General features: G+C 46.5%; 18 protein-coding genes. 10 read left to right on the top strand and 8 right to left on the bottom strand.

All coding sequences use genetic code 11. The annotated features are described in order from the left end of the window. Positions 1–58: 58 nt before the first annotated feature. The 7 genes from ATG71_RS08335 to mnhG are packed head-to-tail and all read left to right on the top strand — an operon-like array spanning position 59 to position 5,823. Entirely contained in the window at positions 59–2,464 is a 2,406-nt protein-coding gene (locus tag ATG71_RS08335) for a Na+/H+ antiporter subunit A (protein ID WP_142953464.1), read from the top strand. After that, positions 2,461–2,895: a Na(+)/H(+) antiporter subunit B gene (locus ATG71_RS08330; RefSeq protein ID WP_098439208.1), complete on the top strand. Its 435-nt coding sequence runs from the start codon at positions 2,461–2,463 to the stop codon at positions 2,893–2,895. Before ATG71_RS08335 ends, ATG71_RS08330 begins: the two co-directional genes overlap by 4 nt. Further along, the gene (locus ATG71_RS08325; protein WP_098439207.1) at positions 2,895–3,236 is read left to right on the top strand and encodes a Na(+)/H(+) antiporter subunit C; all 342 of its coding nucleotides are present in this window, start codon (positions 2,895–2,897) and stop codon (positions 3,234–3,236) included. The genes ATG71_RS08330 and ATG71_RS08325 overlap by 1 nt, the downstream gene beginning before the upstream one ends. Further along, entirely contained in the window at positions 3,229–4,710 is a 1,482-nt protein-coding gene (locus ATG71_RS08320) for a Na+/H+ antiporter subunit D (RefSeq protein ID WP_098439206.1), read from the top strand. The genes ATG71_RS08325 and ATG71_RS08320 overlap by 8 nt, the downstream gene beginning before the upstream one ends. A 6-nt stretch (positions 4,711–4,716) precedes the next feature. Next, the gene (locus ATG71_RS08315; protein ID WP_034763805.1) at positions 4,717–5,193 is read left to right on the top strand and encodes a Na+/H+ antiporter subunit E; all 477 of its coding nucleotides are present in this window, start codon (positions 4,717–4,719) and stop codon (positions 5,191–5,193) included. After that, a complete protein-coding gene (locus tag ATG71_RS08310; RefSeq protein ID WP_098439205.1) occupies positions 5,193–5,477 on the top strand; it encodes a Na(+)/H(+) antiporter subunit F1 in 285 nt (94 codons plus the stop codon). The genes ATG71_RS08315 and ATG71_RS08310 overlap by 1 nt, the downstream gene beginning before the upstream one ends. Beyond that, a complete protein-coding gene (mnhG, locus tag ATG71_RS08305; protein WP_098439204.1) occupies positions 5,461–5,823 on the top strand; it encodes a monovalent cation/H(+) antiporter subunit G in 363 nt (120 codons plus the stop codon). Before ATG71_RS08310 ends, mnhG begins: the two co-directional genes overlap by 17 nt. A gap of 54 nt (positions 5,824–5,877) precedes the next feature. Here mnhG and ATG71_RS08300 read toward each other — a convergent pair whose 3' ends face one another. Both ATG71_RS08300 and ATG71_RS08295 read right to left on the bottom strand, forming a co-directional pair. Further along, on the bottom strand, positions 5,878–6,246 hold the full coding sequence (locus ATG71_RS08300) for a DUF2188 domain-containing protein (RefSeq protein WP_098439203.1): 369 nt from the start codon (positions 6,244–6,246) through the stop codon (positions 5,878–5,880). Positions 6,247–6,324: 78 nt separating this feature from the next. After that, positions 6,325–6,708 carry a PaaI family thioesterase gene (locus ATG71_RS08295; RefSeq protein WP_034763794.1) on the bottom strand — a complete coding sequence of 128 codons (384 nt, stop codon included), beginning with the start codon at positions 6,706–6,708 and terminating at the stop codon, positions 6,325–6,327. Positions 6,709–6,872: 164 nt separating this feature from the next. On the opposite strand from ATG71_RS08295, the gene ATG71_RS08290 reads away from it, so the two are divergent. Then, positions 6,873–7,259, top strand: coding sequence for a YuzC family spore coat inner layer protein (locus ATG71_RS08290; RefSeq protein WP_098439202.1), 387 nt, complete (start codon positions 6,873–6,875; stop codon positions 7,257–7,259). 43 nt (positions 7,260–7,302) lie between these two features. Here ATG71_RS08290 and ATG71_RS08285 read toward each other — a convergent pair whose 3' ends face one another. Continuing rightward, on the bottom strand, positions 7,303–8,619 hold the full coding sequence (locus ATG71_RS08285; protein ID WP_098439201.1) for a Na+/H+ antiporter family protein: 1,317 nt from the start codon (positions 8,617–8,619) through the stop codon (positions 7,303–7,305). A gap of 578 nt (positions 8,620–9,197) precedes the next feature. Next, positions 9,198–10,703, bottom strand: coding sequence for a leucyl aminopeptidase (locus ATG71_RS08280; RefSeq protein ID WP_098439200.1), 1,506 nt, complete (start codon positions 10,701–10,703; stop codon positions 9,198–9,200). 157 nt (positions 10,704–10,860) lie between these two features. Between ATG71_RS08280 and ATG71_RS08275 the strand changes: the two genes are divergently transcribed. Beyond that, on the top strand, positions 10,861–11,340 hold the full coding sequence (locus tag ATG71_RS08275; protein WP_034763787.1) for a divergent PAP2 family protein: 480 nt from the start codon (positions 10,861–10,863) through the stop codon (positions 11,338–11,340). 10 nt (positions 11,341–11,350) lie between these two features. Then, positions 11,351–12,136 carry an ABC transporter substrate-binding protein gene (locus tag ATG71_RS08270; RefSeq protein WP_098439199.1) on the top strand — a complete coding sequence of 262 codons (786 nt, stop codon included), beginning with the start codon at positions 11,351–11,353 and terminating at the stop codon, positions 12,134–12,136. Between the two features lie 55 nt (positions 12,137–12,191). Here the strand turns inward: ATG71_RS08270 and ATG71_RS08265 are convergent, their stop codons facing one another. From ATG71_RS08265 to ATG71_RS23340, 4 genes are all read right to left on the bottom strand, one after another. Continuing rightward, a complete protein-coding gene (locus ATG71_RS08265) occupies positions 12,192–13,082 on the bottom strand; it encodes a fructose bisphosphate aldolase (protein WP_098439198.1) in 891 nt (296 codons plus the stop codon). A gap of 140 nt (positions 13,083–13,222) precedes the next feature. Next, on the bottom strand, positions 13,223–13,927 hold the full coding sequence (locus tag ATG71_RS08260) for a 3D domain-containing protein (RefSeq protein ID WP_098439197.1): 705 nt from the start codon (positions 13,925–13,927) through the stop codon (positions 13,223–13,225). A gap of 313 nt (positions 13,928–14,240) precedes the next feature. Continuing rightward, positions 14,241–14,558 (bottom strand): YuiB family protein, encoded by a 318-nt coding sequence (locus ATG71_RS08255; protein ID WP_034763779.1) that lies wholly within the window; start codon positions 14,556–14,558, stop codon positions 14,241–14,243. A gap of 209 nt (positions 14,559–14,767) precedes the next feature. After that, positions 14,768–14,893, bottom strand: a complete 126-nt coding sequence (locus tag ATG71_RS23340; RefSeq protein WP_159362729.1) for a YuiA family protein — start codon at positions 14,891–14,893, stop codon at positions 14,768–14,770. Between the last annotated feature and the right edge of the window lie 24 nt (positions 14,894–14,917).

The raw sequence follows: 14,917 nt of genomic DNA, 5'->3' as shown, positions 1-14,917 counted from the left end.
TAAGGTCGACATGAGACCATGTTGAGAATAAACGATTAAGATAAGAGGGGGGTTTTAAATGACTTTATTACATTGGGCAATTGTATCGCCTTTTTTATTTGCGATACTTATTCCATTCCTTTATAAAGCATTTCGGAATGTACATACCGGCTGGTTTGTACTATTGTTGCCGGCAGCTTTATTCACGTACTTTTTTCAGTTCATCTCCATAACGAGGAATGGGGATACCGTCAAGGAAACCTTGGAGTGGATGCCTTCATTCGGGATCAACTTCACCGCTTACGTAGATGGCCTTGGATTGCTGTTTGCCATGCTCATCACGGGGATCGGGTCACTGGTTGTCCTTTACTCCATTTATTACTTAGATAAGAAGAAGGAGCAATTACATAATTTTTATGTGTACTTAATGATGTTCATGGGAGCGATGTTGGGTGTTGTTCTTTCCGACAACCTGATCGTCCTGTATATGTTCTGGGAATTCACTTCCATTTCATCATTCTTATTGATCGGGTACTGGTATCACCGGGAGCGTTCCAGGTATGGAGCACTGAAATCCATGCTCATCACAGTATTTGGGGGACTCAGCATGCTTGGAGGATTCCTGCTCCTCTATCTCATGGGCGGGACTTTCAGCATCAGGGAATTAGTCGGACAAGCTGATCAGCTTATGACACAGGCGTTTTTCCTGCCAGCCATGCTTCTGGTACTATTGGGAGCTTTCACGAAATCCGCTCAGTTCCCATTCCACATCTGGCTGCCAGATGCCATGGAAGCACCTACACCGGTCAGTGCCTATCTGCACTCTGCCACGATGGTAAAAGCAGGTATTTATCTTGTCGCCCGCTTGAGCCCGATATTCGCAGAATCAAGCGTTTGGCTGTGGCTCGTTGGTGGCGTAGGGATTTTTACTTTATTCTGGGGTTCTTTCAACGCCGTGAAACAAACGGATTTAAAAGGGATCCTCGCCTTTTCCACCGTCAGTCAGCTGGGCCTCATCATGTCCCTGTTGGGAGTGGGGGCGGCGGCTCTTCATTACACAGAGCTTGATGATAACATTTATATGGTGGCAACACTTGCCGCCGTATTCCATTTGATCAACCATGCGACCTTCAAGGGAAGTTTATTCATGGTCGTCGGGATCATTGATCATGAAACGGGTACCCGGGATATCCGAAAACTTGGCGGGCTGATGAACTTCATGCCCATCACGTTCACCATCGCCGTCATTGGTGCATTCTCCATGGCCGGACTCCCTCCGTTCAACGGATTCCTTTCCAAGGAGATGTTCTTTACTGGAATGGTCAGGGTCCTTGAAATGGATATGTTCAACCTGGATACATTCGGCATGATCTTCCCGCTCCTTGCCTGGGTAGGAAGTGTGTTCACGTTTATTTACAGCATGATCCTGGTCTTCAAGACCTTCACCGGGAAGCATCAGCCGGAGAAGCTCGAAAAGAAACCGCATGAAGCCCCTCTTGGAATGTTGATCTCACCGATCATCCTGGCTTCCCTCGTGGTCATCTTCGGTTTCTTCCCGAATATCCTGTCAGAACGGATCATCGCGCCGGCAGTGGAAGCAATCACGCCAAGCCTGATCCAGGATGGATATGCAGTCGAAACGGAAATTTCATTCTGGCATGGATTTACACCTGAGCTATTTATGACATTCGGTGTCATCCTATTCGGTATCCTGTTGTATCTCCTCCTTCCTTCATGGAAAAAGGTGTACAAATGGATCCCCGAGCGCTTCACATTGAATTCTTTCTATGATGGAGGTCTCATCAAGAGTGAGCGTGGCGCCCATAACTTTACAAGTGGTTATATGACAGGCTTTATCCGTACGTATCTGGTGTACATCTTCTCCTTCTTGATTGCCATATCATTGTTTGCGATGTGGTTCAATGGGGCGTTCTCCATCAATTTGGAAGAAGTTGCCCCAGTCGGGGTCTATGAGATTGCCATTGCGCTTCTCCTTGTCGTCAGTTCAGTCACCATCCTGTTTGCGAAATCACGACTGACGTCCATCATTTCACTTGGAGCTGCAGGTTATACCGTTTCACTATTCTTTGTGCTTTTCCGCGCCCCGGACCTGGCCCTGACACAGCTTGTCATTGAAACCGTGTCGGTGGCCCTCTTCCTGCTTTGCTTCTATCACCTGCCTAAATTAAGCAGACATGAAGAACGCATGCGGTTTAAACTCGGGAATGCGCTCATTTCGATCGGGGTCGGAGTGGTTGTCTCATTATTTGCCATCTCTTCCTACAGTTCGAAAATGTTTAAGTCCATTTCGAAGTACTATATTGAAAATACCCATGATAAAGCCGGCGGGGAAAACATGGTCAACGTCATCCTCGTAGACTTCCGTGGATTTGATACAATGTTTGAAATTTGCGTCTTGGCCATTGCGGCACTTGGCATATTCTCCATGATTAAATTGCGCCTTACAAGGAGGGATGAAGGATGAAAACAAAAGTAAAAACAAATGATGTCATCCTGCAGACCGTCACCAATGTGGTCGCATTCATCATCATCCTGTTCTCGTTGCGACTTTTCTTCTCGGGTCACTATACCCCGGGGGGAGGATTCATCGGAGGCTTGATGACGTCGGGGGCCATTGTGTTACTGTTACTCGCCTATGACATCAAGACCGTCGCCACCATCCTACCGGTGGATTACAAGATCATCACGGCGATCGGACTGTTCTTTTCAGTGGCCACGGGTGCGGGGGCTTTATTATTCGATGTTCCTTTCCTCACCCACGCGTATGATTATTTCTACCTTCCCCTGTTAGGGAAGACATCGCTCCATACAGCGGTTCTCTTTGATACAGGGGTGTATCTGGTGGTCATCGGGGTCACCATGACCATCATTCAAACGATTGGGGTGAGCGAATAATGGAGATCCTCATGGCCGTCGTCGTCGGAATCCTATTTACAAGCGCCGTGTACTTAATGTTATCCAAGAGCTTGCTCCGAATCATCATCGGGACAGCCCTGTTAAGCCACGGTGCCCATTTATTGATCCTTTCCGTGAGTGGTCTTAAAGGGGGAGCTGCCCCGCTTCTCGGGGAACACGCTAAAGACTATGTTGATCCCCTGCCCCAGGCATTGATCCTGACGGCAATCGTGATCAGCTTTGGAGTGACTGCTTTCTTCCTCGTTCTCGCTTATCGGGCTTATCAGGAGCTTGGCACGGATAATATGGATCAGATGAGAGGTAACGAAGGAAATGACTAACTTATTAATACTACCGATTCTAATCCCGTTATTCACGGCGATTATCTTAATGTTCATCAGCAAATATGTGAAATTGCAGCGAGGGATTTCAGCCCTGTCTACACTTGCCACCGTAGCAGCATCCCTCGTACTCATCAATACGGTTCACCAGGATGGAATTCAGACGGTGAACCTCGGAAGCTGGGAGGCTCCTTTTGGGATCACCCTCGTTTCCGACATGCTCTCTGCCTTACTGGTCACTACGACCAGTATCATAACCTTTATCGTACTTCTCTACTCGTTTAAGTCAATTGGAGTGGACAGGGAGCGATTCTACTATTATCCGGTCGTTCAGTTTCTATTGGTTGGAGTGAACGGGGCCTTCACGACAGGCGATATCTTCAACCTATTCGTCTTTTTCGAAGTCATGCTCATGAGCTCTTATGTTCTGCTGGTCCTCGGCGGGCAGAAGGCGCAGCTGCGTGAAGGAATCAAATACATTCTCGTGAATGTCATCTCCTCCGCACTATTCGTCATTACCGTTGCATACTTGTATTCAGTCGTTGGAACGTTGAATATGGCGGATATTTCGAGGAAAATTGCCGAAGTGGAACAGCCTGGCATCATCACGAGCATCGCCATCCTGTTCCTATTGGTCTTTGGGCTTAAAGGTGCAATCTTTCCGTTGTACTTCTGGCTGCCCGGCTCTTACTATGCTCCGCCGACCCCGGTGCTCGCTCTGTTCGGAGCCCTGCTTACGAAGGTCGGTGTTTATTCGATTATCCGGACATACACGTTATTTTTCTATCACGATACCGGATTTACCCATGAGATCCTGGGTATATTGGCCATCCTTACCATGGTGCTCGGCTGTATCGGCGCCATTGCCTATTGGGATGTTAAAAAGATCATAATCTATAACATTGTCATTGCTGTCGGTGTGATTTTGTTCGGAGTATCGACGATGAATCCTGAAGCACTGGAGGGTGCGATTTATTACCTGGTTCATGACATGATCATCAAAGCCGCATTATTCCTTCTGGTGGGTGTCATGATTGCCATCACCGGCACGGCAAACCTGAGAAAAATGGGCGGATTGATCAAGGACTATCCTTGGCTCGGGTGGACATTCCTTGTTGCCGCATTCTCCCTTGCAGGCATCCCGCCTTTAAGCGGTTTTATCGGGAAATTCTTGATCGTACGGGGAAGTTTTTCGGCAGGAGCCTATGTAGGGGCAGGAGTCGTCCTCGCATCCAGTCTGTTGGTGCTCTACTCTGTCATTAAGATCTTCCTGAATGGCATATGGGGAACCCCGAAGGAATATAACGGAGTGTCAAAGGGAGACGCCCGTTACTTATGGATGACGTCTGCTGTACTCGTCGTGCTCGCTGTAGTTTACGGCCTTGGTGCAGAAGCGATGCGTCCACTCTTTTCACAAGCAACCGAAGTACTGGTGAATCCGAATCTCTATATAGACGCAGTGTTAAAGGAGTAATGTAGAATGGCTTTTCAAATATTATTAAACTTTTTCCTGGCCTTTGTCTGGATGTTTCTTTCGGTATCCTTTACTTCTCAGTCATTCTTTATTGGCTTTTTACTAGGATTGCTTGTTATCTTTGCATTCAGAAGATTTTTCAACTCACGGTTTTATTTATTACGGGTGGCTGCCGTGATCAGTTTATTCTTCCTATTCCTTAAGGAACTGATCCTGGCAAACATCTCGGTTTTAAAAACGGTGTTGAAACCGAAGTTGGACTTCCAGCCGGGCATCTTCGCTTTACCGACAGAATTAAAGACCGATTGGGAGATCACACTCTTGGCGAATCTGATCACCTTGACACCCGGTACGCTGGTCATGGACGTGTCTTACGACAAGAAGATTCTTTATGTTCATGCCATCGATATGCCGGATGTGGATGAAGCCATCAATGAAATAAAGGATTCTTTTGAAAAAGCCATCATGGAGGTGAGCCGCTAATGTTACATCTGGTCTTTCAAATTACGTTATTATGCGTCTCCATATCCATGCTCGGCCTCGTTTACCGAGTGGTGAAAGGTCCCACGATCCCTGATCGGGTAGTGGCACTCGATGCAATCGGGATCAATCTGATCGCCATCATTGCACTCGTTTCGATGATGCTCGATACGTACGCTTTTCTAGAAGTGATCCTGCTTCTCGGGATCCTTGCTTTCATCGGAACCGTCGCCTTTTCAAAGTTCCTGGAGAAAGGGGAGATCATCGAACGTGAGCGAGATCATTAGATTTTTCATCGGATTCTTTTTAGTCATTGGAGGTTTTCTCAGCCTGGTCACGGCTTTCGGCGTATTGAGACTTCCTGATGTATATACGAGAAATCATGCTGCATCGAAAAGTGCGACGCTCGGGGTCATGTCGATCCTGCTCGCCACATTTCTTTACTTTTATCTGGAGCATGGTCACTTCAATTCAAGACTGATCCTGGCCATCGTCTTCATCTTTGTCACAGCGCCGGTTTCCGGCCACCTCATTTCACGAGCCGCCTATAATACCGGCGTCAAACTTTGGGACAAAAGTGTACGGGATGACTTAAAGGATAAAGAACAATATGAGCGTCAGAACAGTCAATGAGGAACAAAAAAGGCTTGACCCCACTTTATGAAGGGTCAAGCCTTTTTCTATTTCCTAGCGCTGATACAAGTGATCTTCAACGCTTCCATCCTGTTTATGCACAACCAGTGTCCCGGAATGATCCGTCACATAATCTTTCGCCTTCGATAGAAGTTTGTCCTTTGTGCTCTCAACCAGGATGGCCCTCTTTCCGTCAGCCTTCTTTAACTGCCAGCCGTCGTCATGAGGCGTGACGAGATATTCGGTCTTATCCGATGCGCCTCCCTCTTCAGACTGATGGGCACGGTCAGTGGCGATGGCAATCGCCCTTCCCTCTTCATATCCTTCATCCAAAAGGGCATTGGCGATCTCAATGGCTTTGTTCCGTACGTCTGCAGGAAGGTTCTTCAGTGAATCAGGGTAATCATTTTTTGTCCAACTCATTTGTATTGGCCTCCTAATGTATTGGTTAGTAGTTGATTTCCCATTTTTTCACTGATTAAACATTTCGGTGTGTACGTATCAGCGTTTCGGTACCACTGCCATCGTGCAGCGCGATACACAGATCAATTGATCGTCCTCATCTGTAAGCTTAATGTCCCATACCATGGTGGTCCTGCCCTGATGCATGACCGTTCCCGTCGCAGTGACGATCCCTTCACGCTTCGCTTTAATATGATTCGCGTTGATTTCAAGGCCGAAGCATATTTCTTTGTCCAGATCGATCAACTGTACCGCCCCTACACTCGCAACCGTTTCTGCCAGTGCCACAGAAGCCCCGCCATGAAGGAAGCCGAACGGCTGTCTCGTCTGTTCATTCACCGGCATCGTCGCAATGACCTTTCCCTTTCCAAGTTCTACAAATTCAATCCCTAACGCACTGATCAATGTGTTCTCTGTATTCACATGAATTCCCCCATATCATAGTCTTCTCTACTATCTTTTCGAGAAAGTGTGTGAAAATCCTCTATTTTCCCTGGCCTATCTGTCCCGCCTTACATATATGAATAATCCGCTGAACAGATTCATACATATCCTTAGAGCATTTTTAATGAAAGGGGTTTTCTGTTATGTATCGGTACCACCCTTTTTATCCACCTGTTCAACGCCCCTATTCACCGATCCACCCGAGGGTACAATCTATTCCCTCCTATCATCGGAACTACCCTCCTGTCGAAACCAAAACATTCATGTCTTCGGCAGGTAAAACGTTAAACTTACTGGGAGATGCCCAAAAGGTGCTTCAAAAAATCAACACATCCAAAGAATTCTCCTCGAAATTTATGAACGCAGCACAGCAATCGAACGTACCTGAAGTACATAAACTACTTCAAACCGTCGGTACAAGGGTACAGCCGGTTGTATCGTTCAATCCCGATGGAGTCCGCCTCGTCTTTGATGAAAAGCTCGGGCAGGTGGATTGCTGCCATTTAATTGTGATTGTTCGTTGGTTGTGAATGGGCACAAAAAAAGAAGCGAGGGAGCCCCCGCTTCTTTTCTTTATAGTATGATCGCTGCGATCCAACCGAACAGGATCAATGGAATATTATAGTGTAAAAAGGTCGGGACACATGTATCCCAGATGTGATTATGCTGGCCATCGGCATTCAGTCCCGCTGTCGGTCCAAGCGTACTGTCTGATGCCGGCGACCCGGCGTCACCAAGTGCACCTGCTGTACCGACAATCGCAACCGTTGCGAGAGGGCTGAATCCAAGCTCCATGGCAAGTGGGACGAAGATGGCCGCAATGATCGGAATGGTGGCAAATGAAGAACCGATCCCCATCGTCACCAGGAGCCCGACGACGAGCATGATGAGGGCAGCCAAAGCCTGGTTGCCGCCAATGACATCAGCCGTCGCCTTAACCAATGTTTCTACATCTCCTGTTTCCGTCACCACTGCTGCAAATCCGGATGCCGTGATCATGACAAAGCCGATAAAGGCCATCATTTTCATTCCTTCATTCAACAATCCGTCTGCTTCTTTCCATTTAACCGATCCTGAAAGATACAGCACCGCAATGCCTGCAAGTGCCCCAAAGATCATCGATTCCAACTGAAGCTGAACGTATAAGGCCACTACGATGGAAATGAGAGCGAAAACCATCGCTCTTTTATTGTAAACGACCTTTTCATCGGCAATGACTTCTTCAGCTTCACTGTAGTCTCTCGGTTTCCGATAACTCACAAATACAGCAATCAGTAATCCGATGACCATTCCTCCTACAGGGAGAAGCATGGCTTTCGGAATATCGCCCATGTTGATTTCCATTCCACTTGAAGCCATGTTCTGAGCGATGATTTCATGGAACTGAAGTCCAAATCCTACCGGCAAAAGAATATATGGAGCCGTCAATCCAAACGTGATCACCGATGCGATCAAACGTCTATCGATCCGCAACTCCGTCATCACCTTCAATAAAGGCGGGATGAGAATCGGGATAAAAGCGATGTGAATCGGAATCACATTCTGAGAAAAACAAGCCATGATTAAAATAGAAATAACAATAAGTGCTTTCGAAAGGGCTGTCTTTCTTGAATCCCCTTTTTTCCCAACGACCTTCAATACCCAGTCAACGAGGAGATTCGGAATTCCCGTATAGGAAATGGCCACTGCAAATCCACCCAGCAGGGCATAACTTAACGCGATGCTCGCCCCGCCGCTAATTCCCTCCGTAAAGACGGATATCGTCTCGTCCAATCCCAGTCCGCCAGTCAGTCCCCCGACCAGTGCACCCGTAATCAGGGCGAATACCACGTTCACACGTGCAAGGCTCAACACGAGCATGACAAGAACCGCTATCACAACTGCGTTCATAACTGCTTCCTCCTTAAGATACTATTTATCATTTTGTTCCTTTTACTGTTGTCGTTACTTATACCAACACTTTAGTTCGCTAAATTGGTAGAGTAATAAAATCACGATTTCAACTTTAACAAGATAAAGAGAGTTTGTCAATGCTTTAGCAGGGTGAAAGAAGGAGTGGGAATTTTTTCATAGGTTTTGAGGCGGTGCGGTGGGAGGAGGCGCAGGATCCGGGTGCGGTCCGGGTGGGTTTCCACTAAATGTTAATCGGCTGGATTCGGTTCCATTTCGGCTGGTTTTTGACCAATAATGGCCGGATTTTTCATATTTTTGGCTGGATTTCCTCCCACCGACGGCCGGATTCACTCTTCTTACGGCGTAAATGGTATTCCATCAAGCGACAAGATACATATAGGAACGGTCTGGGTTCTTGGTAATTGCGTCGTTTTTCACCGTAATTGCGTTATTTACCAATTATACCCACAAACACCTCACCCCACCCCCCTCCGAAAAAAAGTAAAAAAAGAGCCTCCTCCCAGCACCATCAATCTCAGGCACTGAAACAAGACTCTTCCGTTGTGCAAATCACTTTATTTTTCTAATGGCACAAAGCGTTCGACCAGTAAGGCAAGGGTTCTTGCCATGACGCCTGTGGCACCTGAAGGACCGAGATCATGGCTCCCTTTTGTAGTAGCCGTCCCGGCGATGTCGAGGTGTACCCAAGGCAGGCCTTCAGCAAATTCACCGACGAACGCTCCACCCATGATCGCATGGCCTGCTCGTCCCGGTGAGTTGCTCAAATCGGCAATATCACTTCCACGGACCCGCTTTTTATCATTTTCCGTATAAGGAAGGCGCCAGATAAATTCACCTGATTCCCCTGAAGCCTCCAGTACCTGCTCGAAGAATGCTTCATGATTTGTGAGGGCACCGGTTTTATCCTCACCGAGAGCCACGATGACTCCACCGGTCAAGGTTGCAACGTCCACTAAATAGTTGGCTCCTTGATGCTTGGCATAGGTCATACCGTCAGCAAGCGCGAGACGCCCCTCTGCGTCGGTATTCAACACTTCGATGGTCTTACCGCTCATGGAGGTAATCACATCGTCAGGCTTGAATGCAGAGCCGCTCACCATATTGTCCGTTGACGGGATGACGGCAACGACATTTTGTTCCGGTTTGATTTCCCCGATGATTTCCATGGCACCGAGTACTGCAGCTGCACCGCCCATATCGGTTTTCATCCCGACGATTCCATCTTTGGGCTTTAGGGAGTAGCCGCCTGTGTCAAACGTGATCCCTTTCCCGACTAAACCGATGACATCCTTCCATTCCTCTTTCCCGTTATACTTCAGTACGATCATCTTCGGAGGTTCTACGGATCCCTGGTTCACGGCAAGAAGTGCCCCCATTCCAAGGTGCTCCATTTCTTCCTTGTCGAGGATTTCCACCTCAAAGCTGTATCTTTCAGCCAATTCCAGAGCGTATTCTGCCAATTTTGTCGAAGTTAATAGATTACCAGGTGTATTCACCAGTGTACGGGCTGAGTTTACTCCATTCCCGAAAGCAGAACCAATGTGCAAAGCCGTCTCGACTTCCTTCGAATCTCCGTTTGTAAAAAATTCGATTGCTTCTACATGTACTTCCGGTTCATTTGATTTCTTCTTATAACCGTCGAATTCATATGTAGACATCGTAAAGGCTTCCATGAAGGCATGGGCCACATCCGTCGCCACCATCTCCTCAGAAACAAATGTCTCAAGTGCGACTGAAAACGAGGACACTTTCATATTTTTTAAGGTTTTGGACGCAGAGCCCAATGATTCTTTTAAAAGATCAAATGTCAGCTCTTTGTGTTTTCCAAGTCCTACGAATACGATCCTTTTCGTTTCCAGTTTTCCAAACGTATGTATCTTTGATACTTTCTTGTGCTTGGAAGATATGTCGCCATCCTTCGCAAGCTGTGTAAGATAGCCTTCAAACTTATGATCGAGCTCTTTCAGCTCTCCTTCGAATGTTGGCTGATTGTAAATACCCACGACGAGGCATTCTCCATTTGCATTGGTTACTTCATTTTGATTGATTGAAAATTTCATGTTCACCGACACCTCCATTCTCTATTATAGCGAAGATGTCCAATTATTTCGACTTTCTAACAATCTGCTTTTCAAAGTTATACGAGGGGTGGATGGGGTATGATATAATGAGAACATTATTTTTATTCAAACTATTGAAAGGGTGGCATTTCACAGCATGGAAGTACTGTTTAATTTTCCATTATGGGCGTCTTTATTTTCGATCTTTTTTGCTCAGTTTGTAAAGGTTCCCATACAGTTTATCGCGACGAGGGAATGGAACTGGTCATTGATCACCTCAACAGGGGGGATGCCGAGTTCCCATTCAGCGGCCGTGACGGCATTATCCACCGGGGTGGCCCTTGAGGTGGGACTCTCCTCCCCTATCTTCGCTGTATCTGCCATGTTTGCCATCATTACGATGTTTGATGCAACGGGTGTCAGAAGGCAGGCAGGAGAACAGGCGATCGTCCTCAATCAATTGATGGTGGATTTCCAGAGATTCATGTCAGAGGCTAAAGGCTGGCAGAACAAACCTGAACAAGAGAAGCGCAAGGAGCTGAAGGAATTACTCGGTCATAAACCGATTGAGGTATTCTTCGGTGGACTTTCAGGAATCATCCTGACGCTTCTGCTTCATTATTTATTCATCGTCTAGGAGTGTGATCATGAAAATCGTATCCATTTGCCCCAGTAATACAGAAATCATCGATTACCTGGGATTGACACCTCTTCTTGCAGGCGTTGACGATTACTCCGACTATCCGTCAGAGGTAAAGTCCCTTCCACAGCTCGGACCGGATCTATCGATTAACATGGATAAGCTCGAGTCATTGAAGCCGGATCTGGTGTTTTCATCCTTAAGCGTCCCAGGTATGGAGAAAAATATAGAAGAACTCGAAAAGAAGAATATCCCCCACATCACCTTGAACCCCCAGAGCTTCACGGACATTGCGGATGATCTCCTTACGGTTGGGAGAGCCTGTGGGATCGAGGAGCATGCCATAAAACGCCGCCAGGAATTTTTGGGTACTGTCGAACGTTTAAAGACGATCGGGGAAAAGGTATCACATCCCCCGTCCCTTTATTGGGAATGGTGGCCGAAACCCGTCTTCACCCCAGGAAGGGTCAACTGGCTGACCGAGTTAAGCACAATGGTCGGTGCACGAAACCTTTTTGACGATGTGGACCTGGCAAGTGTTCAAACCGATTGGGAGGACGTATTGAAGCGCGATCCGGATTATATCTGCCTGGCATGGGTCGGTGTCAGGCAAAGCAGGGTCAAGCCTGAACTCGTAAAGAACCGCCCTGAGTGGAATACACTCGACGCTGTACAGGGAGACCGGATTTTCGTCCTGGAAGAAGCACTCTATTGCAGGCCATCCCCCCTTCTGTTAAAAGGGGCCGTGAAGCTTGCCCGGTTGCTTCATCCCGATTTATATCATGAAACGTAAAAGAACATGCCTGCTCACTTATATGCGAGCAGGCATGTTCTTTTTTCTTAATCCATCAGTTCTTATGAACGGACGCCTCATAAATCGAATCAACAGCCTTCTTCAACGCAGCATCAAACTCTTCATCGGTTTGATCGGCACTCAGGTCGGCTGCCAATGCCCGGGAGAAGCTTGCAATCACTCCGTCATTTTCTTTCAGCTTCTCGTTAGCTTGATCACGGGAATAGCCTCCTGAAAGTGCGACGACCCGCACGACACGTGGATGCTCAACCAATTTTTTATACGCATTCGCTTTCGTAGGGATCGAGAGCTTCAGCATGACGTTTTCATCTTCAGCTAGTTCATTCAAATGCTTCAGGATTTCATCGCATAGAATGTCTTCAGATTTTTTCTTTTGTTCACTGTGGATATTGACTTCAGGTTCGATGATCGGAACCAAACCAGCAGCGATGATGCGTTTTCCAATGTCGAACTGCTGATCGACTACTTCTTTGATGCCGCTCGTGTTCGGTTCGTAGATAACTGAGCGCATTTTCGTGCCGAAAATCTTCCGTTCAGTGGCACGGCGCAGAGTCTCTTCCAAGTCAGGGATCGGTTTCATGAGCTGGACACCATTCTTCTCTTCCACCAGTCCTTTATCCACTTTCAGGAAAGGGACGATGCCTTTGTCTGCAAGGTAGTCCGCTGTATATTTGCCTTCGATTTCCCGGTCCATCGTTTGTTCAAAAAGAATGACCCCGAGGATCCTCTCGTGGCTGAAGGATGGGGAAGTGATGATCCTCGTCCGCATTTCATGGACCTTATCAAACATTTCGTCTTCATTGGAATAAGAATCTTCAAGGACTCCGTACCCTGCCAATGCCTTCGGTGTACTGCCGCCGCTTTGATCAAGCGCCGCGATGAATCCTTCTCCGTTCTTCATTTTGTCGAATTGACTTTTGTTCATATCTTCCACTCCTTTTGGTTTCGAATCTCACTTTCTTTTTCCCCTATTTACACTGGTGTTAAACTGATTGCACCTTTGTTCTTATCTGAGTCCAAGGCCTTCACATTAATAAAGCACGCAGTTCGACTGCGTGCCCGTCTCTATTCTTTTTCTGGTGATAAAATCTGCTGCCTGAAAACCTGCATGGATTTGTTTTCATTCAGATCGGTCAAGTCCTGTTCGGATAACTCACCTGTACCCATCTGGACCACATAGACTTCCAGTGTTTGTTTACCCCATTCATTATAAACGTCGTCCACCGTTTCATAATAGAGGTCCAATTTATTTCCTGTGATCGCGCTCCCTGTATCAGCTACGACCCCATAACCATAGTGAGGGATAAACAGGATGGTTCCGATTGGATAGATGGAAATATCCGCTGCTATCGTAGAATACAGATCGCGCTTCACTTTCACTCCTGAATATGTAATGCCGTAAAGGGGATGACCCGGGTCCTTCCCCGTCGATTCAACGCCGGCCGTATAGCCCGTTGCTACAACCTTATGTTTCGTATATTGATCCCAATCAATGGATTCTTCCAATGTGGCAGGCTTGGCAGATGCACTTGCTGACACTTTTGTCTCATAGCCTGTAAAACTTTTAAGAAACTTGAATGACAAATGCAGTGGATTTGTCTTATGCTCTTTGTCTTGGAGACTCATCTGATCACTGTCACCCTTGTCCATCATCCAGGTTTTAAAGGTTTGCGCCTCTACCCCCGACACCGATTGAAAGGTCGTACCGAGTGCAAGGATAAATAAACTGATCATAACGAATCTCTTTGTCCAACTTTTAAACAGATTCATGTATTCACTCCTCCCACCCTACATACTTCCCGTTGGGGAGGAGATATATGCATAAATTGATAAAAAAATCGAATAGTTGTAATATTTGGAAATCATTTTAGTTTTCCTTTTAGGGAAAAACTGCTTTAAACCAGGCTATTCTATACTTCAACTAGTATGTTCCATTTTCTAAAATATTTTCTTAGAGAATTAATATTTATGAGCAAGTGCCTGGAAACAGAGACCGTTCCTTTCCGCTCCAGGCACTTGCTTTCGTCCAAAATAAAAAATCCGTTCAACCTTGGGATTTAGGTTCCCGGTTAAACGGATGTGGTTAGAACATTCTATATCCTTTTGCTCTTAGGATTCTCATAACGATGCCTGACAGGATGGCACCTGCGAGGCCGCTTCCAAGAATCACTAGATCGGCTACAGCCAAGTGGCTGAGTCTTGTCCCAAGTTCCGAAAAAGACTCCCCTGCATTTCGGAAGTAATCTATAAAACGAACTTCGTCCACGATAAAAATAACGACAATCGGATAAATGATGGCCATAATCCACGTCATACGCAATAACATATTTAACAAAAATCCTATTCCGAAAAATAGAACAAAAAATAGAAGCATCGATATAATCATTACATGTATAGGCATTTCAAATTACACCTCCATAACACTAAAGAATAGTGTACCTCGAGTGAAATGTAAGCGTCAATATTTTCAGGGTAAGATTTGTCACTTATTCACAAAATAAACTTATTTATCATCGAGACATGAAAAAACAGACCCAACGCCGGTTTCCATACTCCACAAGGGAGTACCCACCTTCGTCAGGTCTGCTTTCATCGTTTATCCTTTAGGGGTTATTTCTGTTTCCCGCTGCCTCCGCAGCACGGACACGTTTCAGAACCACCCAATACTAACTGAAAGTACCCTTTTCCTGAACAATAAAGACAGTATTTCGTTTTAGCATTCGCAGTAGCTCTCATTTTTCCCTCTCCCTTTTCTTTAAT

Source organism: Bacillus sp. es.034 (assembly GCF_002563655.1).
In the GTDB taxonomy this organism is placed as follows: domain Bacteria; phylum Bacillota; class Bacilli; order Bacillales; family Bacillaceae_B; genus Rossellomorea.
The sequence above is the reverse complement of the archived record's forward strand: the minus strand, read 5'-3'. Positions and strand labels throughout refer to the sequence as shown.

Coding starts and splice junctions, on each gene's coding strand:
- ATG71_RS08255 (WP_034763779.1), bottom strand. CDS start 14,558: ATGCCTATACATGTAATGATTATATCGATGCTTCTATTTTTTGTTCTA.
- ATG71_RS08325 (WP_098439207.1), top strand. CDS start 2,895: ATGGAGATCCTCATGGCCGTCGTCGTCGGAATCCTATTTACAAGCGCC.
- ATG71_RS08260 (WP_098439197.1), bottom strand. CDS start 13,927: ATGAATCTGTTTAAAAGTTGGACAAAGAGATTCGTTATGATCAGTTTA.
- ATG71_RS23340 (WP_159362729.1), bottom strand. CDS start 14,893: ATGAGAGCTACTGCGAATGCTAAAACGAAATACTGTCTTTATTGTTCA.
- ATG71_RS08300 (WP_098439203.1), bottom strand. CDS start 6,246: ATGAGTTGGACAAAAAATGATTACCCTGATTCACTGAAGAACCTTCCT.
- ATG71_RS08335 (WP_142953464.1), top strand. CDS start 59: ATGACTTTATTACATTGGGCAATTGTATCGCCTTTTTTATTTGCGATA.
- ATG71_RS08270 (WP_098439199.1), top strand. CDS start 11,351: ATGAAAATCGTATCCATTTGCCCCAGTAATACAGAAATCATCGATTAC.
- ATG71_RS08280 (WP_098439200.1), bottom strand. CDS start 10,703: ATGAAATTTTCAATCAATCAAAATGAAGTAACCAATGCAAATGGAGAA.
- ATG71_RS08290 (WP_098439202.1), top strand. CDS start 6,873: ATGTATCGGTACCACCCTTTTTATCCACCTGTTCAACGCCCCTATTCA.
- ATG71_RS08315 (WP_034763805.1), top strand. CDS start 4,717: ATGGCTTTTCAAATATTATTAAACTTTTTCCTGGCCTTTGTCTGGATG.
- ATG71_RS08320 (WP_098439206.1), top strand. CDS start 3,229: ATGACTAACTTATTAATACTACCGATTCTAATCCCGTTATTCACGGCG.
- ATG71_RS08330 (WP_098439208.1), top strand. CDS start 2,461: ATGAAAACAAAAGTAAAAACAAATGATGTCATCCTGCAGACCGTCACC.
- ATG71_RS08285 (WP_098439201.1), bottom strand. CDS start 8,619: ATGAACGCAGTTGTGATAGCGGTTCTTGTCATGCTCGTGTTGAGCCTT.
- ATG71_RS08310 (WP_098439205.1), top strand. CDS start 5,193: ATGTTACATCTGGTCTTTCAAATTACGTTATTATGCGTCTCCATATCC.
- ATG71_RS08265 (WP_098439198.1), bottom strand. CDS start 13,082: ATGAACAAAAGTCAATTCGACAAAATGAAGAACGGAGAAGGATTCATC.
- ATG71_RS08275 (WP_034763787.1), top strand. CDS start 10,861: ATGGAAGTACTGTTTAATTTTCCATTATGGGCGTCTTTATTTTCGATC.